The 25,041-nt window shown below is 49.3% G+C and carries 27 protein-coding genes and 3 tRNA genes; 12 read left to right on the top strand and 18 right to left on the bottom strand.

Annotation, left to right across the window (positions count from 1 at the left end):
* Position 1: 1 nt before the first annotated feature.
* Positions 2-523 carry an acetolactate synthase small subunit gene (gene ilvN, locus JMM79_02730; protein QQY08152.1) on the bottom strand — a complete coding sequence of 174 codons (522 nt, stop codon included), beginning with the start codon at positions 521-523 and terminating at the stop codon, positions 2-4.
* Between the two features lie 444 nt (positions 524-967).
* On the opposite strand from ilvN, the gene gndA reads away from it, so the two are divergent.
* Positions 968-2,377: an NADP-dependent phosphogluconate dehydrogenase gene (gndA, locus tag JMM79_02725; GenBank protein ID QQY08151.1), complete on the top strand. Its 1,410-nt coding sequence runs from the start codon at positions 968-970 to the stop codon at positions 2,375-2,377.
* 305 nt (positions 2,378-2,682) lie between these two features.
* On the opposite strand, the gene rpmA is transcribed toward gndA, so the two are convergent.
* Together rpmA and rplU are read right to left on the bottom strand one after the other, a co-directional pair.
* A complete protein-coding gene (gene rpmA / locus JMM79_02720; GenBank protein ID QQY08150.1) occupies positions 2,683-2,934 on the bottom strand; it encodes a 50S ribosomal protein L27 in 252 nt (83 codons plus the stop codon).
* A gap of 16 nt (positions 2,935-2,950) precedes the next feature.
* On the bottom strand, positions 2,951-3,265 hold the full coding sequence (gene rplU / locus JMM79_02715) for a 50S ribosomal protein L21 (protein ID QQY08149.1): 315 nt from the start codon (positions 3,263-3,265) through the stop codon (positions 2,951-2,953).
* Positions 3,266-3,478: 213 nt separating this feature from the next.
* Between rplU and JMM79_02710 the strand changes: the two genes are divergently transcribed.
* A tRNA-Leu gene (locus JMM79_02710) sits at positions 3,479-3,560 on the top strand.
* Positions 3,561-3,781: 221 nt separating this feature from the next.
* Positions 3,782-4,873, top strand: a complete 1,092-nt coding sequence (locus JMM79_02705; GenBank protein ID QQY08148.1) for a histidinol-phosphate transaminase — start codon at positions 3,782-3,784, stop codon at positions 4,871-4,873.
* Between the two features lie 89 nt (positions 4,874-4,962).
* On the opposite strand, the gene thiD is transcribed toward JMM79_02705, so the two are convergent.
* The 6 genes from thiD to rpoN all read right to left on the bottom strand — a co-directional run bounded on the left by thiD (position 4,963) and on the right by rpoN (position 10,978).
* The gene (thiD, locus tag JMM79_02700) at positions 4,963-5,775 is read right to left on the bottom strand and encodes a bifunctional hydroxymethylpyrimidine kinase/phosphomethylpyrimidine kinase (protein QQY08147.1); all 813 of its coding nucleotides are present in this window, start codon (positions 5,773-5,775) and stop codon (positions 4,963-4,965) included.
* Between the two features lie 8 nt (positions 5,776-5,783).
* On the bottom strand, positions 5,784-6,476 hold the full coding sequence (locus JMM79_02695; GenBank protein ID QQY08146.1) for a zinc metallopeptidase: 693 nt from the start codon (positions 6,474-6,476) through the stop codon (positions 5,784-5,786).
* Positions 6,477-6,635: 159 nt separating this feature from the next.
* Entirely contained in the window at positions 6,636-7,817 is a 1,182-nt protein-coding gene (locus JMM79_02690) for an aminopeptidase P family protein (protein ID QQY08145.1), read from the bottom strand.
* Entirely contained in the window at positions 7,814-8,902 is a 1,089-nt protein-coding gene (gene mqnC, locus JMM79_02685) for a dehypoxanthine futalosine cyclase (protein QQY08144.1), read from the bottom strand. The genes JMM79_02690 and mqnC overlap by 4 nt, the downstream gene beginning before the upstream one ends.
* A 518-nt stretch (positions 8,903-9,420) precedes the next feature.
* Positions 9,421-9,491: transfer RNA gene (locus JMM79_02680), tRNA-Gln, on the bottom strand.
* 161 nt (positions 9,492-9,652) lie between these two features.
* Positions 9,653-10,978 carry an RNA polymerase factor sigma-54 gene (gene rpoN / locus JMM79_02675; protein ID QQY08143.1) on the bottom strand — a complete coding sequence of 442 codons (1,326 nt, stop codon included), beginning with the start codon at positions 10,976-10,978 and terminating at the stop codon, positions 9,653-9,655.
* Positions 10,979-11,180: 202 nt separating this feature from the next.
* Here rpoN and JMM79_02670 point away from each other — a divergent pair, with 202 nt between their 5' ends.
* The 4 genes from JMM79_02670 to sctV all read left to right on the top strand — a co-directional run bounded on the left by JMM79_02670 (position 11,181) and on the right by sctV (position 15,712).
* Positions 11,181-11,885 (top strand): hypothetical protein, encoded by a 705-nt coding sequence (locus JMM79_02670; protein ID QQY08142.1) that lies wholly within the window; start codon positions 11,181-11,183, stop codon positions 11,883-11,885.
* Between the two features lie 146 nt (positions 11,886-12,031).
* Positions 12,032-12,580, top strand: a complete 549-nt coding sequence (locus JMM79_02665) for a TyeA family type III secretion system gatekeeper subunit (GenBank protein QQY08141.1) — start codon at positions 12,032-12,034, stop codon at positions 12,578-12,580.
* A 36-nt stretch (positions 12,581-12,616) separates the two neighbouring features.
* A complete protein-coding gene (locus JMM79_02660; GenBank protein ID QQY08140.1) occupies positions 12,617-12,979 on the top strand; it encodes a hypothetical protein in 363 nt (120 codons plus the stop codon).
* A gap of 648 nt (positions 12,980-13,627) precedes the next feature.
* Entirely contained in the window at positions 13,628-15,712 is a 2,085-nt protein-coding gene (gene sctV, locus JMM79_02655) for a type III secretion system export apparatus subunit SctV (GenBank protein QQY08139.1), read from the top strand.
* 21 nt (positions 15,713-15,733) lie between these two features.
* On the opposite strand, the gene JMM79_02650 is transcribed toward sctV, so the two are convergent.
* Positions 15,734-16,570, bottom strand: a complete 837-nt coding sequence (locus JMM79_02650) for a heme-dependent peroxidase (protein QQY08138.1) — start codon at positions 16,568-16,570, stop codon at positions 15,734-15,736.
* A gap of 122 nt (positions 16,571-16,692) precedes the next feature.
* Between JMM79_02650 and JMM79_02645 the strand changes: the two genes are divergently transcribed.
* The 5 genes from JMM79_02645 (at position 16,693) to JMM79_02625 (ending at position 18,071) form a co-directional block, all read left to right on the top strand.
* On the top strand, positions 16,693-16,926 hold the full coding sequence (locus tag JMM79_02645; GenBank protein QQY08137.1) for a ferredoxin: 234 nt from the start codon (positions 16,693-16,695) through the stop codon (positions 16,924-16,926).
* Positions 16,927-16,929: 3 nt separating this feature from the next.
* Complete coding sequence (locus JMM79_02640; protein QQY08136.1) at positions 16,930-17,397, top strand: DUF721 domain-containing protein; 468 nt, start codon at positions 16,930-16,932, stop codon at positions 17,395-17,397.
* A 38-nt stretch (positions 17,398-17,435) separates the two neighbouring features.
* Positions 17,436-17,573 (top strand): hypothetical protein, encoded by a 138-nt coding sequence (locus JMM79_02635; protein QQY08135.1) that lies wholly within the window; start codon positions 17,436-17,438, stop codon positions 17,571-17,573.
* On the top strand, positions 17,567-17,944 hold the full coding sequence (locus JMM79_02630) for a dihydroneopterin aldolase (GenBank protein ID QQY08134.1): 378 nt from the start codon (positions 17,567-17,569) through the stop codon (positions 17,942-17,944). Before JMM79_02635 ends, JMM79_02630 begins: the two co-directional genes overlap by 7 nt.
* Before the next feature lie 51 nt (positions 17,945-17,995).
* Positions 17,996-18,071: transfer RNA gene (locus tag JMM79_02625), tRNA-Gly, on the top strand.
* A 101-nt stretch (positions 18,072-18,172) separates the two neighbouring features.
* Here the strand turns inward: JMM79_02625 and atpC are convergent.
* The 8 genes from atpC to atpB all read right to left on the bottom strand — a co-directional run bounded on the left by atpC (position 18,173) and on the right by atpB (position 24,806).
* Positions 18,173-18,607, bottom strand: a complete 435-nt coding sequence (gene atpC / locus JMM79_02620; protein ID QQY08133.1) for an ATP synthase F1 subunit epsilon — start codon at positions 18,605-18,607, stop codon at positions 18,173-18,175.
* A gap of 5 nt (positions 18,608-18,612) precedes the next feature.
* The gene (gene atpD / locus JMM79_02615) at positions 18,613-20,019 is read right to left on the bottom strand and encodes a F0F1 ATP synthase subunit beta (protein QQY08132.1); all 1,407 of its coding nucleotides are present in this window, start codon (positions 20,017-20,019) and stop codon (positions 18,613-18,615) included.
* An 18-nt stretch (positions 20,020-20,037) separates the two neighbouring features.
* On the bottom strand, positions 20,038-20,916 hold the full coding sequence (atpG, locus tag JMM79_02610; GenBank protein ID QQY08131.1) for an ATP synthase F1 subunit gamma: 879 nt from the start codon (positions 20,914-20,916) through the stop codon (positions 20,038-20,040).
* A 15-nt stretch (positions 20,917-20,931) separates the two neighbouring features.
* Positions 20,932-22,464: a F0F1 ATP synthase subunit alpha gene (locus JMM79_02605; protein QQY08130.1), complete on the bottom strand. Its 1,533-nt coding sequence runs from the start codon at positions 22,462-22,464 to the stop codon at positions 20,932-20,934.
* 72 nt (positions 22,465-22,536) lie between these two features.
* A complete protein-coding gene (locus JMM79_02600) occupies positions 22,537-22,953 on the bottom strand; it encodes a F0F1 ATP synthase subunit delta (GenBank protein ID QQY08129.1) in 417 nt (138 codons plus the stop codon).
* Positions 22,954-22,973: 20 nt separating this feature from the next.
* Entirely contained in the window at positions 22,974-23,483 is a 510-nt protein-coding gene (locus tag JMM79_02595; protein ID QQY08128.1) for an ATP synthase F0 subunit B, read from the bottom strand.
* Between the two features lie 96 nt (positions 23,484-23,579).
* On the bottom strand, positions 23,580-23,819 hold the full coding sequence (locus tag JMM79_02590; GenBank protein ID QQY08127.1) for an ATPase: 240 nt from the start codon (positions 23,817-23,819) through the stop codon (positions 23,580-23,582).
* Between the two features lie 126 nt (positions 23,820-23,945).
* On the bottom strand, positions 23,946-24,806 hold the full coding sequence (atpB, locus tag JMM79_02585; protein ID QQY08126.1) for a F0F1 ATP synthase subunit A: 861 nt from the start codon (positions 24,804-24,806) through the stop codon (positions 23,946-23,948).
* Positions 24,807-25,041 lie beyond the last annotated feature (235 nt).

Below are 25,041 nucleotides of genomic sequence, written 5' to 3'. Positions count from 1 at the left end.
ATCAATGTAGGATGTGGGACGTCCTCCTCAAGGAGGACTGGGAAGGACCAGGAGGACTGGGAAGGACCACCTGCCCAGTTCTGACGAGCTCCTCAATTTTAAAAGTCTCCATAAGGCCGAGAAACCTGGCAATCTTGATTTCTGATCCAGAGAGCTCGATGGTGAGTTCGGTAGGATGCACGTCTATGACTTTCGCGCGAAAAACTTCACAAATCTGTATCACCTCTGTGCGGGTCTTAAGATCCGCACACACACGTAGAAGCACTAGCTCTCGGCCTATGTATTCTCTATCTCGATGGTGTCTAACACTGATAACATCCACTAACTTTTCTAAATGATGGGTAACTTGCTCCAATATCTTACCGTCTCCACGGAGAGTAATGGTCATACGGGAGGTAGAGGGATCCCTAGCAGGACTTACGTTGAGGCCTTCAATATTAAAACCCCGCCCACTAAACACCCCCACAACACGGCCGAGCACCCCAAATCTGTTTTCGACGACTACTGTAATAGTGTGACACATATCCGAATCCGAACGAACCCACTCTTGCTGCAAACAGGTGATTCGTCAATCGAAAGCTGGTTTATCGACGACATATCAAAGGTGTTAGCTGTAAAGAGTCTTGTTACATACCTTGTTCCCGAGCAAGGCCCTGCGCAAGAGAACTCTGATCCAGGGATAGGAAGAAAAAAAGAATAAAAAAGAGGGTAGAACAACAAGCATTCTCACCAGTTTTGTGTTGTGGGGGAACTGAGGTGAGAGGTGAGTATAGTTCTACTCTTCTTTGTGTTGGTGTAGGAGGTCGAGCTTGCGAGAGGAAAAAACTTTGAGTAAAGGAGAGTACTTAGAATGTTCCCATTTTCCTTGAAAGCTGTGCGCGGGGTGTGGGATCTTTCCCCTTTTGGCCGTAGGTATATTGGCCGTAGGTGTATCTATACTCAGTGAACTGGATGACGAACTTACCTTATGAGTAAGAGTGATGTTGGGCTGATTGGCCTTGCTGTTATGGGGGCAAATCTCGCTCTCAACCTAGAAAATAGGGGGTTCCTCATCAGCGTGTTTAACCGTACCCGAGCAGTTACCGAGCGCTTCGCTGCAGGTCATGCGAGGGGGAGGCGAATTTTACCGACCTATTCTCTCGATAGCTTTGTTCACTCGTTAGCAAGGCCACGTAAAATCATACTTATGGTAAAGGCAGGCCTAGCTACAGACACTACCATTAACCAATTAGCTTCCTTGTTGGACCCAGGAGATATCATCGTCGATGGGGGTAACTCTCTTTGGAAAGACACTCGGCGACGAGAAAAGGCGTTGTTGCGTAAGAAGTCCATTCATTTTATTGGCTGTGGAATCTCTGGCGGTGCAGAGGGAGCCCTCAAGGGTCCCGCACTTATGCCGGGAGGTTCTCCGGACTCCTGGAAAGTAATCAGTCTAATTCTGAAAAGGATTGCAGCGGTTGTGGGATCTGAGCCCTGTTGTCTCTACATGGGACCCGACGGGGCTGGGCATTATGTAAAGATGGTTCATAACGGCATTGAGTACGGCGACATGCAGCTTATTTGCGAAGCTTATGCCATTCTCAAGAACGTACTGGGGCTTTCCCATTCAGAACTCCATGAAGTCTTTTCCAGATGGAACAATGGAGAACTCAGCAGCTATCTAGTTGGAATCACCGCCCAGATTCTTAATACAATGGATCCGGACACCGGCAAGCCCATTGTGGAAGTTATCCTCGATAGGGCAGGGCAAAAAGGGACAGGAAAGTGGGCAATTGCTAGTGCAGTTGACCAGGGTATTGCTATCGGAATCCTGTATGCTGCAATGGAGGTGCGTGTTCTTTCATCCAGCAGGGAAGAACGTCTGGTTGCCTCCCAAGTTTTGTCCGCTCCTCCCAGAAGGCCATTTGTGGGTGACCGCAAGAGCCTGATAAATGCAGTAGGGAACGCACTCTACGCTTCCAAGATTGTCAACTATGCACAGGGCATGAATCTCCTTGCAAAGGCTAGTAAGCACTACCGCTGGAATCTAAACTTTTCTGATATTGTTGCTGTGTGGCGTGGTGGTTGCATCATTCGGGCTCAGTTCCTTAGCCATATAAAGCAAGCATACGAAAACAAGCCCGACTTACACAACTTGATGCTGGACCCGTTTTTTTGCGGCGCTCTTTCCAAGAATCAGGAAGGCTGGCGCTTCGCCACCAGCGTGGCACTACAGAGTGGTGTTCCAGTCCCAGCCTTTAGTGCAGGGCTAGCCTACTACGATAGCTATCGTAGTCCTAATCTTTCAACTAGTCTTATCCAGGCCCAACGTGACTTCTTTGGAGCCCACACCTACGAACGCGTGGATAAGCCAGGTGTTTTTCACACTCAATGGTGAACTGTGGGCACTCTTAAACAACTCCACTGGCGGGAAGAGACGTGGCCCTTCCAGCTCTTCGTTTCTTCATTTTGCGTTGCTCTAAATGTTACAGGCACAAGGGACCAAAAAGGCATAAAGAAGGCAGGATAGGACGCCGCAGCCAATCCGCGAAACTGCAAATGCAGTCCCCGCCAAGCGGCGCCGGAGGGAAAAACTACTGAGGGATGCAACCGCCTGAAAGGCAACGGGGGAAAGATAGCACAGGATTGCAGGAAACCCCAACCCCCCCTATTGGGGGGGGGACACATCCGGCGTGGCTCCTGTCAATTCTGCCTTTGTTCCACACTTACTCGGCGGCTGCCACGATCGAAAAAAACCTTCCCGGAAGCAAGGGCAAAAATAGTGTGATCTCGCCCAAGTCCTACATTGTGGCCAGGCAGAAACTTGGTCCCACGCTGACGAATAATAATATTTCCAGCCTGGACGCTCTCTCCACCAAATTTCTTTACACCAAGCCGCTTGCTGCAGCTATCCCGACCGTTCCTAACGCTCCCCTGCCCTCTTTTATGAGCCATAATGTACTCTCCTTCTTTAGCAAACAACCTCCAAAATTCTGAGACGAGTCATCCGCCTTCTATGGCCCACCGTGCGATGATACCCCTTTCGGCGTTTGAACTTATATGCAATAACCTTTCGGGCTTTGTATTGCCCAATGACGTTGGCGGTAACAGCAGCTCCCATAACTAAGGGAGATCCAACGGTAACTTTTCCTTCCACTGCTGTTAAGAAAACCTCATCGAAGACCACCTTCGCCCCAGCCTCTACATTCAAACGTTCCACATCGATACTCTCCCCCTGAGAAACACGGTACTGTTTGCCCCCAGTCCGAAAAACCGCATATGCCATGGCCATAAAACCGTTGAAAATATTAAATTGAATGAAACCGTGAGAGAAACTAAAGGCTGAGACCTTTTCTTTTTTTACACCAGCTAGACCACGCTGGCACCGTGAACCATCCCCCTCCCATATGCAAGAAAAATTTTATCTTGCTGAGAGCTGGCCAGAATGGTGAGGTAGTCCCATGGTCTGTGGCAAGGGAGAGTGCGGATTGCTGTTCTTGCTCGGGTGGTGAAATCGGCAGACACGTACGCTTGAGGGGCGTATGCTGCGAGGCATGCGGGTTCGAGTCCCGTCCCGAGCAAACAGGGTGTCGCTTTAGTCCCGCGTAGGATGCTGAAATATAAAAAAACTTAAAAAAACCTCCTCCTAGATCTGGAGGGTTTCCTCGCATTGGGTAAGGTCCCTTTCCCAAGGGTTGCCCACATGGGTCGGGAGGGAGAGGTCCTTTCTGCGACACTCATAGAGAGGGGGCCGGGCATATTTTTTCTTTTATGCGAGGAGACTCCATTGTTTTATTCTCCTATGCGGAGTCCTGCACGTTCTTGTGTCCTTAATCTACTTGCCTATGAGCCTGGAAAGCCCATTGAAGAACTCGCTCGAGAGACAGGTTTATCTCCCGAGAAGATTCTAAAACTTGCATCAAACGAAAACCCACTGGGTCCCTCTCCGAGAGCACTCGGGGCGATGCAACAAGCTCTAGCCCGATCCCACTTGTATCCTGATGGGGATGGTCTTTCCCTAAGGAAGGCCATTGCCGCAAAGTGTGGTTTGGCGGTTGAAAATGTCATTCTAGGGAACGGATCTAACGAAATCATCGAGCTATGTGGCCATGCTTTCCTTCGGGAAAAGGACGAAGTGGTTACGGCGCAGTACAGCTTTGCCATTTACGCGCTGGTGGCCAACCTATTCGGTGCAGACATGGTGCAAGTCCCTTCCCCGGAATATTCCCACGATTTAGAAGCCATGTGCCAGGCCGTTACACCATATACACGACAGCTCTGCATTGTTAATCCCAACAACCCTACCGGAACCGCCGTTACGCAGGAAGAGATTGACTCCTTCATGAATCGAGTTCCAGGATACGTGCTTGTCACCTTCGATGAAGCATACCGAGAATTTCTAGACTCTCCTCCGGATACGCTGCGCTACGTTCAAGAGAACAGAAATGTTGTTGTTGTGCGTACTTTTTCCAAGGCTTATGGGCTGGCAAATCTGCGAGTCGGTTATGGACTGGCACCTGTACAGATTGCTAAGGTTTTGCAAAGAGTCCGGCAGCCGTTTAATGTAAACGGCATTGCCCAAGCAGGAGCTTTAGCTGCTCTAGAAGACGAAGAACACACTCGGGCTACACGTGAACTAGTTCGTGAGGGACGTTCTTACTTGCAGGAACAACTTAGTGTACTCGGACTAAACTACATACCAAGCCAGGCAAACTTTATCTTGGTACATATTGGAGGAGGTAGGAGCGGAGAAGCCGTCTTTCATGCCTTGCTCCGGCGTGGCATCATCATACGTGCGATGCGCAGCTATACACTACCGGAATGGGTGCGTATCTCGGTTGGTACCCCAGAACAAAACCGGCGCCTTGTTAGCGAGCTGAAAAAAGTCTTGTGACTTCCAGGGAAGTACCAGTGCCCCCCTTTTGGGCCGGTTTTTGGCCGGTCGCGGCAAATACACGCGTCGTGCGAATAGCAAGCTCCAGGCTAGCGGCTTTGTGGGAAGTGTTCTAAGATCTGCATTCTGCCCCAGGCTAGATGACAGCGAATAGCGAGCTCCATGTAATCCTTAGCAAGCTCTACTGCCCGTTCTAGGGATTTCCCTAGGGCCAGCTGAGCAGCGATAGCAGCAGAAAAGGTGCACCCAGTACCATGAGCCAGAACATCCCGGTGAAAGGTGGACCTGTATTCCCACTCGCCACCTGACGGAGTTACGAGGAGGTCTCTAGCGACCTTTTCACGTAAATGTCCTCCCTTGAGGAGGATTGGCTTCCCCCATTCCCTGGAAAGTCTGCGCCCTGCTTGCCTCATCTGCGTATAGGTGCCGACTTTTTTTTTAGCAAATACCCCTAGCTCGTCTAAATTGGGAGTAACGAGGGTGGCTAAAGGGATCAGTTCCTTTAGATAGGAGGAGCTTATTGTGGCAAACACGAGAGAATCTCCTGTAGAGGTAAGCATCACTGGATCGACCACAATAGGCACACCACGAGCCGAGCCGAGCCGCTTAAGTATCTTAGCGACTGTCCGGACAATCGTCGGCGAGCGCAGAAGCCCAGTCTTGATTCCCTGTATAGGGAACCCTTCAAACGCCACCTTAATTTGACTAGCTACTAGCCGAGCTGATAACGTCTTAATTTCCACTACCCTCTCTGGAGACTCTGCCACAACACACGTCAACGCCGTCAGACCATAGCATCCCTGTGCGCCAATGGACTTCAAATCCGCCTGCACCCCCGCACTACCCGAACTATCCGAGCCAGCGATAGTTAAAACACATGGCTTAGTGAAAATAAGGGACACCCCCCTTCCTAGTCCTTAGAAGAAGATCGACTAAGAAACAAGTAGATGAGGTTTCCTAGGGAGGCGACAAATGCCGCTACGTAAGTGAGTGCTGCCGAGTCCAACACATCATTCACACCTCTTGTTTCTTCGTGGTTACCCACAATCCTCATCTGCTGTAGAATGACTTTGGCCCGTGCTGAGGCATCAAACTCCACAGGCAGAGTAATCAGCTGAAACAGAGTAAGAACCAGGTAGCAGACAATGCCAACTGTGATGAGTCCTGTAAAATGAAAGAAAAAACCACCCAAAATTACAAACGGCAACAATTGCGATGCTACTTGAGTAACGGGCACAATAGCCATGCGGAGATGGAGGGGGGCATATGCACGCGCATGCTGGATCGCATGACCAGACTCGTGCGCAGCAATCCCAGCAGCGGCTACGGATGCCCCCTCGTAAACATCTGGGGAGAGGCAAAGGCGTTTGGAAGATGGGTCATAATGGTCGCCTAACATATCCTCAATGAGCGCAACCTCTACATCACGGATCCCGGCAGCAGCAAGAATCTCCCTGGCTACCTCTGCGCCAGTGAGACCTATTCCAACGGGAACTCCCTTCCAACGAGAAAACGTACCGGAGACTCTCACTTGAGCATATAACCCAAGCAAGAAGGGTATCCCAATCAATACAGCGTACAGAAAAAAAGAATCTACTTTCATGAAGAGACCACTTACCTCGGCAAGAGGATAACCTTTCTACCACTTTTTCCAATAGGAATTTTGTATCCCATAGCACAAAATTCGGGTGCTGCGTCTCACTTAACGTGCATAATGTCGATAACGTCAGAAGTAACGTCAAAATATTGCTATTTAGAGCTCTTAGAGCTCAAGGGGTTTAGGTAGGCGAGTAAGTGGTCTATTTCCCCGATGAGTGATCTGAATCACGTCTTCGTGGCGTACCCCTCCCAATCCTGGGATGTAGATGCCTGGCTCCACAGTGAGAACTTGGTTAGGAAGAAACTGGTCGCCCGTGAATCGAGGGTGCTCGTGCACCTCCAGCCCCAATCCATGCCCAGCGCCGTGGAAAAATCCGCTCCATTTCCCCCCTTGCATTTTTGTAGGATACCCGTTCTTGGCAAAGAAGGCTCTAATGCTGTGAAGTATACTTGAACCGAGTACTCCAGGCCGTATCTGAGAAAGTATCCGCCTTTGTCCCTGCAGGCAGACTTTCCACAGATGCCGCTGCACATTCGAGGCGTGCCCCCTTACTACCGTTCTTGTCAAATCCCCAAAATATCCCGACGTCGCGTGACGTGGGAAAATATCGATTATGGTAAGCTGATTAGCAAAAAGAGGACCACTCCCAGTTGCATGGGGTTCGGTGGCTTGATACCCACCAGCAACAATAGAACTGTGGGGGATTGTTCCCCCTGCCCTCACAATGCAAGTTTCTATTTCTGCCCTTAGTCGCTCCGAAGTTAAAGGTGCTCCACCCCAATACAAAACCTTGTGTTTGTTAATCCGAGTATTGCGGAGTACTTCAAAGGCCCGCTCCATAGCTGCTTGGGCAATGCCCAGGGAAAGCCGAAGGCACCGAATTTCCCTGGGGGATTTTCTCTCTCGCTGTGGCCAGAATGGATCTGGGATCCATTGCACAGAGATACACGCTCCCCGTAGGCTTTCAGCCATAAATAGGGGAAAGGCTGCTGGTACTTCTACCTGGGAAATGCCATGTCTTTTCAGGAAGAGGATCAGTATCTTTGCTTCCTCTGAGGAGGATGAACAAAAAGTCCGTTTTCTCCTCTTTAACTCCAGGGCCAATTCACTAGAAGAGACCACACAGTCAACCCGCGCTTCCTTTCTAGCACGATCTATTTCTAAGTCGCCGACAATAAGGTACTTCCTCCCAAGATGGAGAATGTAAAAAAAGGGGTCTGGGGCTAAAAATTTCGAGGCATAGAAAATGTCAGCGTTTTGCTCGCTGGAAGCGAACAATACGCGCGGTACCGCAACATCAGGCGCTTTCCCCCTGCTAGGGCAATAATCATTGAAGTAACTCATATCAACTCATACCAAGTGTTACGCCGCCTGGGCATATAACCAGCGTTTTGGATGAGCTCTTCAATGTCGTTACTGGTCAGGCGAAAAGTAGTTCCGGCGCTGCTTACCACATTCTCCTCCATCATTACACCGCCAAAGTCATTAGCTCCATACTTAAGAGAAATTTGACCGATTTGCGGTCCTTGGGTTACCCAAGAGCTCTGTAAATTCCTAAAGTTGTCCAGGAAAATCCTAGAAATAGCCTGCATTCGGAGGTATTCCGCTGCGCCCACCGGGCTAACACGCAGTCTGGTATGTGCCGCTTGAAATGTCCAACAAATGAAAGCGGTAAATCCGCGCGTTTCGTCCTGAAGAACTCGCAATCGCGCCAAGTGTTCAACCCTCTCTTCGAGGGTTTCTACATGTCCAAACATCATAGTAGCGCTTGATCGGATACCCAGCTCGTGAGCAGTACGCATAACTTCCAACCATTGATGAGCGTTGCACTTCAGCGGGGAGATACGCTTACGCACACGGTCCACCAGAATTTCTCCGCCTCCACCTGGAATGGATCCCAGTCCTGCTTCGTGAAAACGCGCAATTACTTCCCTGACAGGCATTTTGAACACTTCTGCGAAATGACAGAATTCCGGTGGACTGAATCCGTGAATATTTATTCGTGGATACCTTTTACGGATGTATTCTAGTAGGGTGAGATAATAGTCGATTCCCAGCTTTGGGTGGTGCCCCCCCTGCAAAAGAACTTGTACCCCTCCAATAGCATCTAGTTCAGACAGCTTGTGATCAATTTCCTCCCAAGAGAGTATGTAACGGTCCTTGTTCCTCTCCGTGCGATAGAATGCACAAAACTTGCAATGAACGTTACAAACGTTAGTGTAATTGACGTTTCGATCAACGATATAAGTCACAATTTTGTCCTCGGGCCCTTCGCCGCTATAGCTCCCTGACTTGGCAAGGCGCTTTCTGGCATCAGCAAGGCCGCCTAGTATGCTGAGTGGCAGCCCATAAAGCAGCCGCACCTCTCTTGGGCAAATACGCCTCCCATCTAACACTTTACCGATGATGTAGTTTGCAGTGTAGCTCATCTAAAGACAATTCATACTCTAATGGTAAGAGGGCCATCCATCGCGGTTGCCTCACTGTGATAGCCCAATAGACCAAAGACGACGCAATTCCATAGTTGCATTTCAACCGATAGCTTATTTTATTTTAACCGTGGCTGTGACTGCAGCTGGAACCTCTGCAGGGCTCCTTGTAGAGTCGGTGGGGAGGAATAGTGCTTCATAGTTCGAAGCCGCCATCCCCTTTCTCCCCCTATAATTCATTTCCCTTCCGCGGTCCCATTGTTTGTTAGGACAGTCCTTCCAAACTTGGCCAGGACGGGCACACAATGAAGGCGTGCCGTGCGGCATGCGTGTGACTACCAAGACTCGATGCTTAACGGGAGATGCAAGTTTCATGGAAGCTTCTCCGGGAATCATATGAACATTTCTTTCGAGATAGTAGGGGGCAACTACTCGGTTTTCTTCCTATCCACTTTAGCGCTAGACGCTTGCCAACTCGGGATAAGGACTACGCCAGTATTGTGCTTCTGCCTTTCTATCTGCCCTGCATGGATTCGAACCATGAGTAACGCCTCCAAAGGGCGCTGTGTTACCATTACACCACAGGGCAAAAAACTATTGGAGGGCGGTCATTCCGCCAGGCTCTTCCTTTCATCTTTCCATCGGACGACGACAAGTCCCCAGCATACTCGTTTTACTATGTAAATGTTACCGGATTTATCTTCTTAAGCTCCTTAGACCGGTTTCGTGGGCAGTCCTCTTTGTATACTACTAGCTGGGCAGGTCACCAAGTGCTTGGATTTTACGCAAGTAACTTGGCAGAATGGAGAGCTGTGCACGATATTTTGCGATAGTACGGCGTGTAGCTAGAAGTCCCTTCTTTCTTAAGAGGGCAACTATCTCTTGATCGCGCAGGGGGTTACATCGATCCTCTCCAGCGATTATTCTCAGGATCTCCTCCCGCACACCTTCGCTGCTAATGGAACCACCGCTCTTGACCTGATATCCGGAAGTGAAAAAGCGCCTCATCTCAAGGATCCCGTAGGGAGTGTCCATATATTTTCCGGAAATCGCCCGACTAACGGTAGTTTCGTGGACTCCTATTGCTTTGGCTACCTCCTCCATAGTCATAGGATATAGGCCGGTAAAGCCCTCTTCAAAAAATTTTTGTTGACGGTGGACAATTTGCTCAGCAGTGCCCAGAATGGTGCGTTGCCTTTTTTGGAGGCTGTGGATAAGGAAGAGACCAGCTCGGATCTTTTTCCGGACATATTCCCCCACCTCCCCATCGCTTTTCTCTCGCAAGAGTAGTTCCCTATAAAGAGAACTGATTCGTAGGCGCGGCAGGCCCGAGTTGCAAAGAGCAGGATGGTACTTGCCATCCTTCTCCTTATATATGGTAACCTCCGCTCTTGTAAGTGGTTCAGCAGCGTCTTCCAATACCCTTCCTGGCTTAGGGTGTAACTGAGCAATACGATCAGCCGCTCGACGCACTTGCGCAGGAGGCACTTGGAGTGTCCTGGCAATTTCGTTGAACTTGCGATGTGCCAGTTGGTTTAGGCACAACTCGACGATTCTACTTTCTAAGCGAGTTCCTTGCCCTTGACGCCTGAGTTGTAAGAGAAGACACTCCTGCAAATTGCGTGCCGCTATTCCAGCTGGATCCAGGTTCTGAACTTTTCGCAACACAGCTTCTACATCTCCCAGATGTACCTTTGCCAGACTGGCAATTTCCTCGACGGAGGCTTCTAAATACCCTGCCTCATTTAGACAGCCCACAATTAGTAGCGCAATACGGATATCTCCTGCCTTTGCCCCCATTAGTACAACCTGATCCCTCAAGGAACTCTGTAGCGTACCGGCCTCTGCTAAAGAGTGAATCAAATGATGATGACGCTCTCCTCTTTGGGAAGAGAAGTCGGATTGTACAAAATAGGTATCCCATTCCTCTTGAAGTGAAAGAGGCTCCTCTCCCAGTAGGGGAAAATCCCTTGAGGAGGTCACCTCTTCCAGAACGGGGTTTGCCCACATTTCGTTTTCTACCAGCTGTCTCAGTTCACTAAGTGGTGCCTGAAGAATCCGGAGGCTCTGTTGCATAAGTGGAGAAGGAGCCTGTTTTATAGAGAGGGTGTGTGTTTGTTCTATTCCAAGCATACAAGCACAAAAGCACAAGCCGACGGGTCGGATATTTCCTCAGCTAAGTTCCACATCAATTTCCCCTGGGAGGGGAAAGCTACTTTCCAACAAGCAGAAAGAAACTTACAATGCGGAACTTGTATTCTGATGTCTTCTAATACTAATGTCTGACGTTGCTTCACTTCGACCAATTCAGCAAGCCAACTTTTCCTCCTCGGGCCTGCAAAAAAGAGGTATCTTTCAGGGGATGACTGTTGAAATGGGGACTGTGCAAGATATCACGGAGGATATCAGTTTCAGTTTACAGGACACTCCTTTGGGGCTTGAGGTTTTAGGACTTAAGGTAGAACGGCACCACCAGGAGGGACGAAGAGCTATTTTTCAAGACCAAGCTAGTCAGCTGTTTGAGAGCGCGAAAGAGGCAATCGCACAGATGCTTGGCGATTTTTCTGGCGTATACAGTGCAGCATTCCGCAATTTCTTTCTTGAGTTAAAGTCTCTTCAGAAAAAGAGGGGTTACAGCCCCTCTGATATTCGGGAACTGAGCGAACAAATATTCGATGATCCCTCTGTGGAGCATGCAGCCGTTCTCGCCGCTGCGCAAATGGAGAATGGTATGGCAGAGGGGAATGACATGGAGCAGATGCTCCGGCAATTTGCCCAGGTCCTTGTGGAAGAAAACGGAACTTCTATTCGTGCTGGGTATAACGTTAACTCCACCATCACGCTCTTTGCTGGAGAACAAGTTGAGCGCTTCCGCACGCTACGTGAAATATACCGGTCCGTGCTACTTTCTGATATGAGTGAGGAGGAAATCTACAACTTTGTCGTGCACACATTGCCCACGCGATTCCATTTCTCCACTTAGACCTACAAAATCTAGACAGCAGAGAGAGAAAGGCAGAAATAGGAACAGATCACTGCCCTCAGGGGGGTACATCCGAGATAAAAGGCGGATTCGGCTGTAGATTAGCCCCTTAGCCCTCTGCTCTACTTGCCCAAAGAGCTCGTACGGTGGAACAAAAAACGGCGCAACCAAAAAGAATAGGGTCTCAGAAATTCCTTGAAGAAGACGCTACCTTAGGATCCATTTACGCATCCATGGATTTTCTTCTTGACGCCCTGGCAGAGGATTTAAATAGACCGGTTCCCAGTAAGGAACCTGCCTTCCTCTACATGCTCAATGATCGCATATGTCTCGTCCGTTCCTTAGTCAAGGAACTTGAATGTACCAAACGTCTCTTGACTACCATCGATCGGGATTTCTTGGGAGAAAATTCTGCAACTCCTCTGAGAGGAACAGAATTAGATCGTGCAGATGCTTTGTTGCAGACACTCCTCAAAATGCTGAGTCGAGACACACCTACGGCGGAAGGGTGTCACGAACTGGCGAACCAGGCGCAGGTTCCTCCTTCCCCGCAAGCTCACATCTACTTTTTCACCAAGCTCTATCAGCAGGTCCATGATTTTCCCATGAGACTGTTCCGAGCTCCAGAACAACGAGAGGACATGCTTCACGCCATTCAGGATGCCCTCGACAACGCCGTCATTCTAGAAGGATAACGGAGCCGGGCGCAAACTTTCCCACTCTGCCTTCTCATGGAACAAGCGCTAAGAGACTTTGGAGCTCTGTTGGGGCTATCCAACTTGGTGCTCCCCCCCGGGAAGTCTATGCGTCTGCGCATAGAACCTCTGGGAGAGCTCGACCTCTCCCACAAGAACGGCTACCTCCTGATGCGGCTAGGTAAGACCCAATGCCCCCCCAGCAAGGAGATCCTCCTGGAGCTCCTTAGTGCAACCCACTTCTATTCCCTCCCTGAGGAGACCATACGAGTCTGGATACAAAACCCAGACCGCTTCGGGGTCGGGCTTCTCTTTTCCCAGCGAGAAGCCACCGCTCATTGCCTTTACCAAGGACTGGAGCTTCTAGGTAAGGTATTCAGGAGAGTATGTCCACCGTAATAACTTTGCTCAGACATGTCAAGAAGGGCCCTGCCTTCGGAGACAATCCGAGAGGGAATTTCCATTCTGATGGAGACGCCCCCAAGGCTTATGGAACAGGCGTGTCTAGGAACCATCTCTGCACACTCCCCCTCATTGAGGGGGGATAATCCAGGAGGCATGCAGAGATTCTGCAGAAGATTCTCTATAGAAAAGTGCCTTTAAGTAACGGAAATAACGGAAAGAAAATACGGGAAGAGCGCATCCCCCCATGCACGCACGCTTAGCATAACACGAACATCCACATGGAAAAGCCGCTAACCTTTTTGATTAGATCTCTTTAGATCTCTTCATCTGAACCGAGGAATGTCCACAAGAGCAAAGCAAAACCTTCTACCTGCGGCCCGCCGTGGGGCTAAAAAGGAGATCCCCATTACAGCCATGTCCCATCTCTATCGTTTTTTTCGATGGCCTCTTCTGTAGGCAAACTGCTTTCCAAGGGAGCAACCAAGAGGGCTTGTGATTACTTTTTTACTTTCTCTAGCAAGAACCCATTGCCCTAACCACCCGGTCCTCTCCGGTCAGGCACCTACCGCGCTTGATCACGAACTCCTTAATGAGAGGCTCTAGCTCCATCCAGTTCTCCACAGAATACCACATCCCTCCCTTATGAAAGAGTTCTTGAAAAAGGTGCACTCCCTTGTACTAAGAAATCAGCGGCGCTACAGCGACATCTACATTGCCGCCATCATTATCTGCATCGTCCTACTGCTAGTAGTGCCGGTGCCCGCGTGGTTATTGGACACGCTAATCACGCTGAACCTCATGCTCTCTGTGATACTCTTAATGATGGCCATCTATGTCCCTGGGGTCCTATCATTCTCCACGTTCCCCAGCATTCTACTCATCACGACGCTATTTCGGCTAGCAATTAATATTACTTCAACTCGAATGATCCTCATGGAGGCTTCTGCTGGAGAGATTATCTTTACCTTCGGCAACTTTGTGGTTGGAGGGAATTTTGTAGTGGGTGCGGTCTTGTTTCTGATCCTGCTTATTATCCAGTTCATCGTTATTACTAAGGGAGCGGAACGGGTGGCAGAGGTAGCAGCACGGTTTACTCTAGACGCCATGCCTGGCAAGCAGATGAGCATTGATGCTGATATGCGTGCAGGTGTTATTGATATTCGAGAAGCACAGCATAGGCGTGGGGTCCTGGAAAAGGAAAGTCAACTATTTGGGGCTATGGATGGCGCCATGAAGTTTGTCAAGGGAGATGCTATCGCCTCACTTATTATTGTTGCTATCAATATTACTGCTGGCATCTGTATCGGGGTGTTCCAAAACGGCCTGGCGGTAAGCCAGGCGATTACTACTTATTCCGTATTGACCATCGGGGATGGTCTTATTTCTCAAATTCCAGCACTACTTATTTCCATCACGGCTGGCATGATCACTACACGAGTCAGTTCAGACGAACGCAGCGGTTTGGGAACTGACATTTTTAAACAAATATCTGCGGTACCAAAAGCTGTGATCATTGGTGGAGTCATACTGGGCGGTTTCTCGATGATTCCCGGATTTCCCAAGCTGCAATTTGTCGTAATCTCGGTCGCCGTCACCACCCTAGGCATCGCTCTGCAGCGCGGCCTTGTCAAGGCTAGGCCGACAGCGCTTGCCATGCAGAGGCAACTTCCGCGCGCTTCCTCTTCCCAAGTGGAAGACCGAGAAGACGATGAATCTATATTCCCTACAGGGATATTGGTGGACATCGACCAGGACATTCAACGGCAGATTGCACCACGAGAATTTAGTGCCGAGTTTGCCAAAGTGCACAGGGCACTCCACACTGAGCTAGGAGTGCCATTTCCTGAGATTCATTTTCGTTTTAAGCAGCTCCACAGCTCCTCATACCAGATCCTTCTGCAGGAGGTACCAGTAAGCAGGGGCATTTTGCAACCGGAAAGCCTCTATGTTCATGCAGATTTACCCGGGCTGCATGGTTTAGGTATCGATTCTACCCCCGTTGTAGAGCCGGTCGATCAGCGCCCGGCTAGCTGGGTTCCAAAAACATTCCTCCATAGTCTACAACAGCCAGATATTGCATTTATGAAGCCATCAGAGCTCCTCGCCTATCACGTCTCCCTCATGTTGCGTAAACATGCGTGGGAGTTTCTCGGCTTACAAGAGACACGCACTCTCCTCAATAAGATGGAAAAAGAATATGGCGAAGTAACACGTGAGATTCAACGGGTGGTACCAATACAAAAAATCACTGAAGTACTCCAACGACTGGTACAGGAAGGAATTTCTATCCGCAATTTAAATACAATTTTCCACGCCTTAGTGGAGTGGGGTAGCAGGGAAAAAGATCCCGCATTACTGGTTGAGTACGTCCGCATCGCCCTCCGCCGTTACATTACTTACCATTTTAGCAGAGGGAAAAACATTCTTGCTGCCTACTTAATTGAACCCAAAATAGAAGAGGAAATTCGTAAGGCGATCCGACAGACCTCAAGCGGGAGTTTTCTCGCCCTGGATCCGGCTATGGCGCTCGACATCGCAAATGCAGCGAAAAACCTAATGGGCGGGACGACCCATTCAGACAACGTCTTACCTGTCATCCTAACATCTATGGACATCCGACGCCACACGAGGAAGCTGTTGGAAGCCGACCTTCCGACTGTTCCCATTCTTTCGCATCAGGAACTTACTGAAGAGGTCCAGATTCGCCCCCTGGGGAAGATTGGCTAGAACGAGGCTTCCAAACCCTGGCTACATTCCTAATCGGCAGAGCAAGTCGTCTGAAAGCAACTGCAGCCCAATGAAAAACTCACCAAATTCCGCATATTCTGCACTGACCGAATCGAATCGCATCTCATAAACAATCTCCTTAACATCCGATACAGTATGCGCAAAAAGAGTAACCCCCCACTCCATATCGTCCAAACCAGTTGAGCCGGTAATTAATTGCCGTACCCTCCCTGTATATGTCCTGCCCAGACGTGCATGTCCAGCCATGAGCCTCTTCCTCATTACAAAGTCTAGTGCATACCAGTTCTTTGAAGGGTGTCGCCGTTTAGACATTGGGTAAAAACAGACCACTGGCCAATCAGGTAAACAAGGGTAGAGACGATCTCGCGAATATTTTGTCATCCGGCTGCGGAAGTCTGCTAATTTTACCTCTAGCCTTTGGCAATGAGCTTCTGAGTTTCCCTTCCTCCTTAAGTCCACCATATATTCCGTTTCGGTTGTTGTATACTCACTTAGTTCAGTTATTGATAGCCAACTCAGTATGGGTTCCATAATCTGAGGGCCGAGCGATCTTGTAAGTTGCTTGGTAAAGCAATCCACCATGTGAAGATCAGGAGAAATGAGGATAAAACCCATATCGGCCTTAGATCCCACCATGCTCATCGTGAGCAACTGGGTGTTTGACTCTGAGCGAATCCTCTGTACTACGGATAAGAAATGCTCTCGGGCCTCCGCACGCTCTTGTTTCGTCAGAGACTCCCATCGAGCATAGTTCATCCGACAAAACGAATGCAGAACATGCCATCCTTCCTTGGGCACGATAGGAGAACGTATTGTTTGCTTATGGAGATCTATCATTCGGACTTGGGAAAAAATCCGGTCAGGTTTATGGAAAAATAGACGGTAATGCTTGCTTATTTATCTATTTTGGGCTTACCCTTCCAGGCAATACTTTTTTTCCACGTCTAGCGACATCTAAAATGGCTGACTTTAACAATAGGTACCCGGAAAATGTTTCCGGAAGGTTTTACGTAGACGATCAATGCATTGACTGTGATCTGTGTCGGGAGACCGCTCCCGCTAATTTTAGGCGTAATGATGATGAGGGACATTCCTTCGTCTACAAGCAGCCAGAAACAACCGAAGAGATTGAGCTTTGCCAGCAGGCATTGGAAGGTTGTCCGGTGGAGGCTATTGGAGACTCTGAGACGTAGAAGGTGCTTATACGGCTGCGACAAAATAACTTAAAGAGGCAGGAGGGTGGTCTACGAGACGTGGAAGTGGTTGGTGGATTGCAGCCGCGTGAGCGTCGTGGGCTTCGTGTGGTTCCCGAGCAGCGCGGATACTTACAGGGGTCGAAGGGGTCGACAAGTGGGAGGGGACGTCCAAAAACTCTGCATACAATAGGAGAAGCGCTTGAAGTACTGTTCCAGAAGCTGGAGTTGGATAAGCACCTGCGGGATAGGTGCCTGCGTGAGGAGGCGGTTTTCAGGTCTTGGCAAGAGATGGTGGGAGGGTTTTTTGCTAATTATTCCACGCCCCTACGTCTGAGAGCAGGTATCTTGTATGTCCGAGTTCATCAGCCTTCCATCCGCTACGAGCTAGATCGCACTTGGAAGTCTCAGCTTCTCACAAAGCTGCAAGGAAAGTTTGGTAGGAGGCTTATTCGTGAGATACGTTTCTAAAAAAATCATCCCTGCGCGTTCTGGCAGAGAGGAAACTTATGAACTCCCTCTCCTACAATGACAATGGGGTAGGGAATAAGACGGAGGGGCGCCCTGAGCTCGGAAGAGGTGGCTGCACTGATTTGCGTGATTTGCGCGTGGGATTTGAATTTGGGATTCTGGTTTCCCTATGTTAGGGGAGGACGTCATTCAGATTCGTGGGCTTTCTGTCTGTACCTGTATTGGGACAACCAGGGAGGAACGCCTCTGCCCACAGCATCTTTTGCTCGACCTTCAGATACAACCTCAAAGTCCCCCTGCCGAGAAAGGTACCGAGCCGTTTGTCGACTATAGCGCCCTTACACAAAGAGTTCGAAGCCTGTGCGCTGTAGGCCAATGGAGGCTGATGGAGACCCTTGCGGCAGAAGTCACCGACGTACTGCTACTGGAATTTCCAATTCGAAGGCTTACTCTCCGTGTCCGCAAGTTCATTCTTCCTTATACTGAGTTTGTTGCTGTTCAAACCACACGGGGAAGACAGGAAGGACCAGGACCACGAGGGAGGTGAAACGTTGACTTGAAAAAGTTAAGCATTGCTCTAGGGTGGGACTTTTGACACGCGGGTGTAACTCAGCTGGTAGAGTGCAACCTTGCCAAGGTTGATGTCGAGGGTTCGAGCCCCTTCACCCGCTCCAGTTCGACTTATGTCCAACGGCTCCTTTCTCAGAGAGGACTGTGGAGAAGGAAAACGGGAGGCTCAGACTATGTATTGTCTGGCACACGCCGCGGGCCTCGATTAAGAGACTGGATTTTTGCCACCCTTAGCGTGGCGTCTTCGTTTTAGTCGAAGTTGTGCGACGGATTTTTCAAGGCTTGCACGAACAAACACCAGTTCCTCCTCTTTCATATGTCCTTCCCGCATAGCTGCTTCTGCACGGTGAACTGCTTCCTCTACCTTTTTCTCATCAATATTTTCCTCGGAGACGGCAAGGTCAGTTAGAACTGATACCCGATTTGGTAGTATTTCTGCGAAACCCTCCCCAACTGCCAGTCGGCTCTCCATGTCATCTCTTCGGAAGCACAACTCCCCTGGGATAATTTCTGTCAACAGGGGACAGTGTCCTGGCAAAATCCCAAGTTCACCTTCTGCTCCTGGGATAACCACTGCTTCCACTTCCCCGGAGAAAACACGTTCAGAGGGAGTAACAAGCTCGAGCAATAGTTTGTCCATGCCTTCTATTTAACTTGTTCAATGTTTCCCTTCATGTAGAAGCTGCTTTCCGGCACACTATCCAAGTTGCCATCCAAGATCTCTCTAAATCCACGAACTGTTTCCGCAATAGGAACGTACTGACCCGAAATTCCCGTAAAGACTTCTGCTACGCGGAATGGCTGACTAAGAAACCGCTGGATCTTCCTAGCACGGGAAACCAGTAGCTTATCCTCGGGAGTAAGCTCGTCTATTCCCAGGATGGAGATAATGTCCTGCAGGTCCTTGTAGCGCTGCAGAGTGTGCTGCACGCGATGCGCTACGGAATAGTGCTCCCCTCCGACGATCTCGGGTGCTAGTACACTGGACGTAGAAGCTAGGGGATCAACGGCCGGATAAATTCCCAACTCTGCAATTGATCGTTCCAGCACGATGGTAGAGTCCAAATGTGCAAAGGTGTTAGCCGGGGCAGGATCTGTTAGATCGTCTGCAGGTACGTAAACTGCCTGAAAAGAAGTAATAGATCCTTTTTTGGTGGAAGTAATACGTTCCTGCAGGGCCCCCATTTCCGCAGCAAGGGTTGGTTGATATCCAACAGCCGAGGGAGTACGCCCTAAGAGGGCTGATACTTCAGATCCTGCTTGGGAAAATCTAAAAATATTGTCAATAAACAGGAGCACATCCTGACTTTGTTCATCCCGGAAAAACTCCGCTATCGAAAGCGCACTTAATGCCACGCGTAAACGTGCCCCTGGGGGTTCATTCATTTGGCCGTAGACGAGTGCCACTTTCGATTTGCTCGGCTCTTCCCGTACAATGACCCCAGCTGCCAGCATTTCATTATAAAGATCATTTCCCTCTCGGGTTCGCTCGCCAACCCCAGCAAATACCGAGTGCCCCCCATGCCCCTTAGCGATGTTATTGATAAGCTCCATAATTACAACGGTCTTCCCTACACCAGCGCCCCCAAACGCACCAACTTTACCCCCCTTTGTAAAGGGACATATCAGGTCAATGACTTTAATGCCTGTTTCAAGAATATCGATCTTGGTACTCTGATCGAGAAGCGAAGGGGCCGAACGATGAATGGAATAACTCTTCTCCGTCAAGATGGGTCCTTGTCCGTCCACTGGTTCTCCAATCACATTCAGGATACGGCCTAAAACTCCAGGGCCCACCGGTACAGAAATGGGGGTTTCTGTGTTGAAAACCTCCTCTCCTCGCCCTAATCCCTCCGTCGAGGACATTGCAATGGTCCGAACCCAATGCATTCCAAGATACTGCTGGACTTCTAAGACCACCCGGTAGCGATTACCTTGCGATATGCGAATTATCTCCAAAGCATCGTAAATCTTCGGCAGCGGTCCCTGGGCAGGATCAAATTCTACATCCACAATCGGTCCGATCACCTGAACAATTTTTCCTATACTCATAAGCTCTTGATAAAGGGACTATTCTGTCGCCAACTGGGCGGTAGAGATCTCAAGAAGCTCTGTAGTAATAGCCGCTTGGCGCACTTTGTTGTATTCAAGCGTCAAGTCCTCAATGAGTTGATGAGCATTGTCAGTAGCACTTTTCATTGCCACCACCCGTGCGCTATGCTCAGAAGCACGGGCATCTAATATCCTCTGGTAAACCTCAAAATGGACACAATAGGGAAGGATGGCGTCCAGCACTTTATTAGGAGAAGGTTCAAAAAGAAAAAGACCTCCGCCGTTTTCGGAGGAAGCTTCCGGCCATTCTATGGCAACTCTCTCTTTGCTATAATAATTGGACAGAGGAAGAAGAACTAACTTTCTTGGCTGTTGGGTAAGGGTGTTAACAAACTTCGGGAAGAGGATACTGACTTTACTGACTTCGGTGGAGACGAATTTTTCAATCATGAATTTTGAAATGGTCTTAGTTTGTAAAAAAGAGGGACTGTCTGGCAGTGGAAACTCCGCGACGAGACGTCGTCCCGTACGGCCTAGAAATTGACTGCCCTTCTTTCCCACGGAAATGAATTGTGTCACTTCTCTGTTAAGGGCCATAGCCTCACGAAACAGATTAGTATTTAGAGCACCACATAGCCCCTTATCTGTAGACAGGACTAGGACTAGTTCCTTGTTTAGGTCACGCTGAGCCAACAGTGGATGGTAGGAAGAGTTGGTGTCTTTTTCGGTAAGGCGTTCCAGCATACGGCTGAGGAGCGATGCATAGGGGCGCCCTTCGGTGACTCTCTCTTGCGCCTTGCGCATTTTGGAGGCTGCTACCAGCTGCATCGCCCTGGTAACTTGTGAGGTGTTCTTAACTGACTTAATTCGCTGCCGAATTTCTCGTGTACCTGGCATAAGGGAAGAGGTAGCTTATGGGAAAAGCTGGGCAAATTCCTTCATGGCACGATTTAATTCCTCTTCGAGTGTGTCATCGATCACTTGGTCTGCTATAGAGATTTTTTCTACCAACGCATCCTTTCTGGAATTCATGAATTCGATGAGTCTAGCACTATGCTCGTTGATTTGGTCTACTGCCAAGGTATCCAAAAATCCGTTTTTTGCTACCCAGAGGAGAATTACCTGGTGGGGAAGACTGATCAAGGAATGTTGGCGTTGTTTAAAGAGCTCCACAATGCGCTGGCCACGATTTAGTTGTAGGCGGGTTTTTGCATCTAGATCCGACCCGAACTGTGCGAAGGCAGCCAACTCACGAAATTGAGCAAGATCTCCCCTGATTGTTCCAGCAACTTGTTTCATCGCTTTTACCTGAGCCGCGGAACCCACACGGGAGACGGAAAGACCCACAGAAACAGCCGGGCGAATGCCTTGATAGAAGAGCTCGGTCTCTAAGTAAATTTGGCCATCAGTAATCGAAATAACGTTTGTTGGAATATACGCTGAGACATCACCAGCTTGTGTCTCGATAATCGGTAAGGCAGTCAATGAGCCGCTCCCCACTTCTGTGTTAAGGCGCGCGGAACGCTCTAAAAGGCGGCTGTGCAGATAAAAGATGTCTCCCGGAAAAGCCTCCCTTCCCGATGGCCTTTTTAGCAGAAGAGAAATTTGGCGATAGGCGACAGCGTGCTTGGAAAGATCATCGAACACAACCAGAGCATCCCTACCGCTTTCCATAAACCACTCTCCCATGCTCATCCCAGCAAACGGGGCAATGTATTGAGCGGTTGCACTCTCAGAAGCGGTAGCACAGACAACGATAGTGTAGCGCAGAGCGTCTCTCGCTTCTAGGATAGAGACGACCCGGGCAATGCTAGCGTTCTTCTGCCCAATTGCGACGTAAACGCTGTAAACGGGCCTAAAATTTGGGTCGTTGGCACTAGCTTGATTAAGTGCAGCCTGATTGAGAATCGTGTCCAAAGCAATTGTAGTCTTTCCAGTAGACCGGTCTCCAATAATTAGCTGACGTTGGCCGCGCCCAATCGGTGTCATCGCGTCGATAGAAACAATGCCGGTGTGCAAAGACTGAGTAACCGGCCGCCGTTGGATAATGCTAGGAGCGTTACGCTCCAAAGAATAGAACTCCTCGGTTGGGATAGGCCCCTTTCCATCGATGGGTGTGCCTAGGGCGTTTACCACACGCCCCAAAAGAGCTAACCCAACAGGTACCTGGAGCAATTTTCCAGTGCAGCGGGCTTCATCGCCTTCACGAATACTTGTGTAATCACCCAGTATGATTGCACCAATGCTGGTTTCTTCTAGATTAAGAGCTAGGCCGATCTCCCCCCGGGGAAACTCAAGCATCTCGTTGAGCACAACCTTACTTAATCCCTCAATCTGTGCAACCCCATCACCGATCTCTTGCACTACCCCCACATGGGTCCGTGCTGCGCCTACAGCCTTGACGCCTTCGATCTTTGCTTCTATCTCCTGCAAAATTCTACTCATAGCACCTCCCAAATGGTGACTAAACCGCAATCCCCTTTACGAGAAGAGATAAAAAGGTAGAGCAAGGAGCGGTTAAGCATCTTCTAGAAGAAAGGAAGAAACACGCCCCAGATAGCTCAGGATTGTACCGTCCCATACCTCACTGCCAATCTGAATACGTAAGCCCCCCAATATCTCGGCGCTATCCTCGAACTGTACCTCCAACTCCTCGTTAAAAAAGGACACAAGCCTCCCCCTAACGAGTGCTTTCTCCCTGGTAGAAAGAGGCACTGCGCTCTGTACTCTAGCTTGACTACCAGCAAGCTTTAAGCGAATTCGCCGCGCCAGTTCACGCAAGATTTGCAGACATTGAGGCTGTTTCCCATTTATCTTCCCATTTACCAAAGCATCTAACACCGTAATGACGGAACCCTCCACTACTCTTCCACGGTCCAAACACAGAAGAAAGAGCTTTCTAGAAAAGATACGACCTGTCTTCTTTAATTTCACGGCGAGAGGCCATTTAAGCTTTAGCTAGTCACTGCACGCAATACTTCCGCAGACAAACGTTTTCGATCTTTCTCAGTTAGTACCCTGCCTATAACCTTAGCAGTCGTCTTTACTACTAAGGCGGCTATCTGCGCCTGGACTTCGCTTATCATCTTTGCACGTTCGTTGGCAATAGATTCCTCTGCTCGTACAATCATTAATTCGGCCCTCTGTTTTGTTTGCTGCAGTTCTCTTTGTGTCTGAGCTTTGGATGCTGCCCGCGCCTCCCTGAAAAGGATTTGTGCTTCCTCGTTGGCTTTACGAAGAATTACCTGGCGACGAAGTTCGGCCTCAGCCAGGAGGCTTTTTGCCCTCTCCGCATTTAGTTTAGACTCTTCGATAAGCCTCTGCCGCTCGGCCAACATTCCAAGCACAGGCTTAAAGGCGAGCCGATGCAGAACAAAGTAGGCGGTCAAAAAAAGAACAACCTGTGCCGTAAAGTGAGGCCAGTCCACCCCGAACTGCTTAAGGACATGGCCAGCCACACTCATGGGTCCAGGGAGATCCCTACAAGGGAAGAAACACAACACCGTAACGGGACATCCCCCGGTGCCTAAAACTGAAAGAGAAATGCGTAGGAGTACTCACTAGCGTCCTTGGAAAGCCAAAATCAAAGCATATATAGCAATAGATTCTGCTAGTGCAATTCCTAGAATACCGAGCGCCAGCACGCGTCCAAAAGTCCCTGGATTACGTCCAACAGCCTCCACCATTTTGGCACCAATCCAGCCGATTCCCAACGCTGCTCCAGCTCCTGCCATGCCTAGTGTAAGACTGCCAGTGAGTCCGGAGGTGGTAACTGCTTCTGCAAGAATTTGAGTTAACATGGGATTCCGATATCCTAAGGGGGAGATTTACGGATTTCAAGCGGTTTAGAACACCTTGAAAATGAAAAAACAGGCCTATACGGAAGAGTTATGGGAATTCCTTCCAGTAGAAGGAAATTAACTGTGTCATTGTGAGTGGACCGCAGAAAGCTGAATATATACCGTAACGAGGAGCATAAAGACTATGGCCTGGAGAAATCCGATCAGAAGTTCCAAAAAGTAAAAGGGGATCGGTACTATTACACTCATTAGGGCAGATATCCACCGTGAGAAACCAAGGCTATTTCCCAAGTCCGTCATGGTGTGCATCAAGATTTCTCCCGCATAAACGTTGCCATAAAGGCGTAATGACAAAGACACGGGGCGGACAAGGATAGAAACGACCTCTAGGACGCCGACAAAGAGAAAAATGGGGGCCAACATGAGGGAAAGTGCTCCCTTAACGCCACCTTTCACCCCAAAGAGTTCCCTGACAAGGCCAACAAAACCTACCTCCTGGACAGTCCATAGAAGCCAAAAGCACATTGCCACCGCAGCCAATCCGAGCGTCATATTTAAGTCTGCCGTAGTTGGTCGGAGCAGAGGAATTTCTACTTCGCTCACGGTTAAAAAACCTGCCCTAGGCCCCCATCCAACACTACCAATGCCGGGCAGCAGGCTAAACCAATTTGAGAAAAGGATAAAGAGAAACAGTGCAGCAAGAAGTCCAAAAGTCTTCTTTGCCATGCGTTTGCCAATAATTTCCTCAATGACATTGAGAGTGGCCTCCACTATCAGCTCAAAAAAGTTCTGCATCCCTCCGGGAATTGTACGCAGCCTGGTAGTAGATCGCCAGGCAAACAAAAGTACCAATCCGGTAACTAGGACAGAAACCAAGATAGAATTACTAATCCAGGCAGTGAAACTCAGTGATTCCGCTGGAAAGAACCAGTAGGCGGATTCCGCTTTCAACGGAAAAGCAGCTAGGACCGATGTGCAGAAAGCCATTGTGCTTTATTACCCCAAAGCTAGATTGTTGCTCTCTGCTCTTTGCTAGCAGAGCGCACAGCATAGGGCGACTGCGATGTATCGGTCATTTATTTGAAAATGGCAAACGTTATCGTATAACGTGCATGCAATGTGTAATGCAGGATTCATTCTGGTTATGTATGGTCAGGTTATAGGCAGCTTATGGTTACATTGGCGGCGCCACGGCGCGCGTGACAAAAACCCGCCCTGGCCC

It is taken from the genome of Candidatus Xiphinematobacter sp. (assembly GCA_016766635.1).
Classification (GTDB): domain Bacteria; phylum Verrucomicrobiota; class Verrucomicrobiia; order Chthoniobacterales; family Xiphinematobacteraceae; genus Xiphinematobacter.
The sequence above is the reverse complement of the archived record's forward strand: the minus strand, read 5'-3'. Positions and strand labels throughout refer to the sequence as shown.

What these genes read in the sequence shown, in the direction of transcription:
- ilvN (QQY08152.1), bottom strand. Translation starts at nt 523, where the DNA reads ATGTGTCACACTATTACAGTAGTCGTCGAAAACAGATTTGGGGTGCTC.
- gndA (QQY08151.1), top strand. Translation starts at nt 968, where the DNA reads ATGAGTAAGAGTGATGTTGGGCTGATTGGCCTTGCTGTTATGGGGGCA.
- rpmA (QQY08150.1), bottom strand. Translation starts at nt 2,934, where the DNA reads ATGGCTCATAAAAGAGGGCAGGGGAGCGTTAGGAACGGTCGGGATAGC.
- rplU (QQY08149.1), bottom strand. Translation starts at nt 3,265, where the DNA reads ATGGCATATGCGGTTTTTCGGACTGGGGGCAAACAGTACCGTGTTTCT.
- JMM79_02705 (QQY08148.1), top strand. Translation starts at nt 3,782, where the DNA reads ATGCGGAGTCCTGCACGTTCTTGTGTCCTTAATCTACTTGCCTATGAG.
- JMM79_02695 (QQY08146.1), bottom strand. Translation starts at nt 6,476, where the DNA reads ATGAAAGTAGATTCTTTTTTTCTGTACGCTGTATTGATTGGGATACCC.
- JMM79_02690 (QQY08145.1), bottom strand. Translation starts at nt 7,817, where the DNA reads ATGAGTTACTTCAATGATTATTGCCCTAGCAGGGGGAAAGCGCCTGAT.
- mqnC (QQY08144.1), bottom strand. Translation starts at nt 8,902, where the DNA reads ATGAGCTACACTGCAAACTACATCATCGGTAAAGTGTTAGATGGGAGG.
- rpoN (QQY08143.1), bottom strand. Translation starts at nt 10,978, where the DNA reads ATGCAACAGAGCCTCCGGATTCTTCAGGCACCACTTAGTGAACTGAGA.
- JMM79_02670 (QQY08142.1), top strand. Translation starts at nt 11,181, where the DNA reads ATGTCTGACGTTGCTTCACTTCGACCAATTCAGCAAGCCAACTTTTCC.
- JMM79_02660 (QQY08140.1), top strand. Translation starts at nt 12,617, where the DNA reads ATGGAACAAGCGCTAAGAGACTTTGGAGCTCTGTTGGGGCTATCCAAC.
- sctV (QQY08139.1), top strand. Translation starts at nt 13,628, where the DNA reads ATGAAAGAGTTCTTGAAAAAGGTGCACTCCCTTGTACTAAGAAATCAG.
- JMM79_02650 (QQY08138.1), bottom strand. Translation starts at nt 16,570, where the DNA reads ATGATAGATCTCCATAAGCAAACAATACGTTCTCCTATCGTGCCCAAG.
- JMM79_02645 (QQY08137.1), top strand. Translation starts at nt 16,693, where the DNA reads ATGGCTGACTTTAACAATAGGTACCCGGAAAATGTTTCCGGAAGGTTT.
- JMM79_02635 (QQY08135.1), top strand. Translation starts at nt 17,436, where the DNA reads ATGAACTCCCTCTCCTACAATGACAATGGGGTAGGGAATAAGACGGAG.
- JMM79_02630 (QQY08134.1), top strand. Translation starts at nt 17,567, where the DNA reads ATGTTAGGGGAGGACGTCATTCAGATTCGTGGGCTTTCTGTCTGTACC.
- atpC (QQY08133.1), bottom strand. Translation starts at nt 18,607, where the DNA reads ATGGACAAACTATTGCTCGAGCTTGTTACTCCCTCTGAACGTGTTTTC.
- atpD (QQY08132.1), bottom strand. Translation starts at nt 20,019, where the DNA reads ATGAGTATAGGAAAAATTGTTCAGGTGATCGGACCGATTGTGGATGTA.
- atpG (QQY08131.1), bottom strand. Translation starts at nt 20,916, where the DNA reads ATGCCAGGTACACGAGAAATTCGGCAGCGAATTAAGTCAGTTAAGAAC.
- JMM79_02605 (QQY08130.1), bottom strand. Translation starts at nt 22,464, where the DNA reads ATGAGTAGAATTTTGCAGGAGATAGAAGCAAAGATCGAAGGCGTCAAG.
- JMM79_02595 (QQY08128.1), bottom strand. Translation starts at nt 23,483, where the DNA reads ATGAGTGTGGCTGGCCATGTCCTTAAGCAGTTCGGGGTGGACTGGCCT.
- JMM79_02590 (QQY08127.1), bottom strand. Translation starts at nt 23,819, where the DNA reads ATGTTAACTCAAATTCTTGCAGAAGCAGTTACCACCTCCGGACTCACT.
- atpB (QQY08126.1), bottom strand. Translation starts at nt 24,806, where the DNA reads ATGGCTTTCTGCACATCGGTCCTAGCTGCTTTTCCGTTGAAAGCGGAA.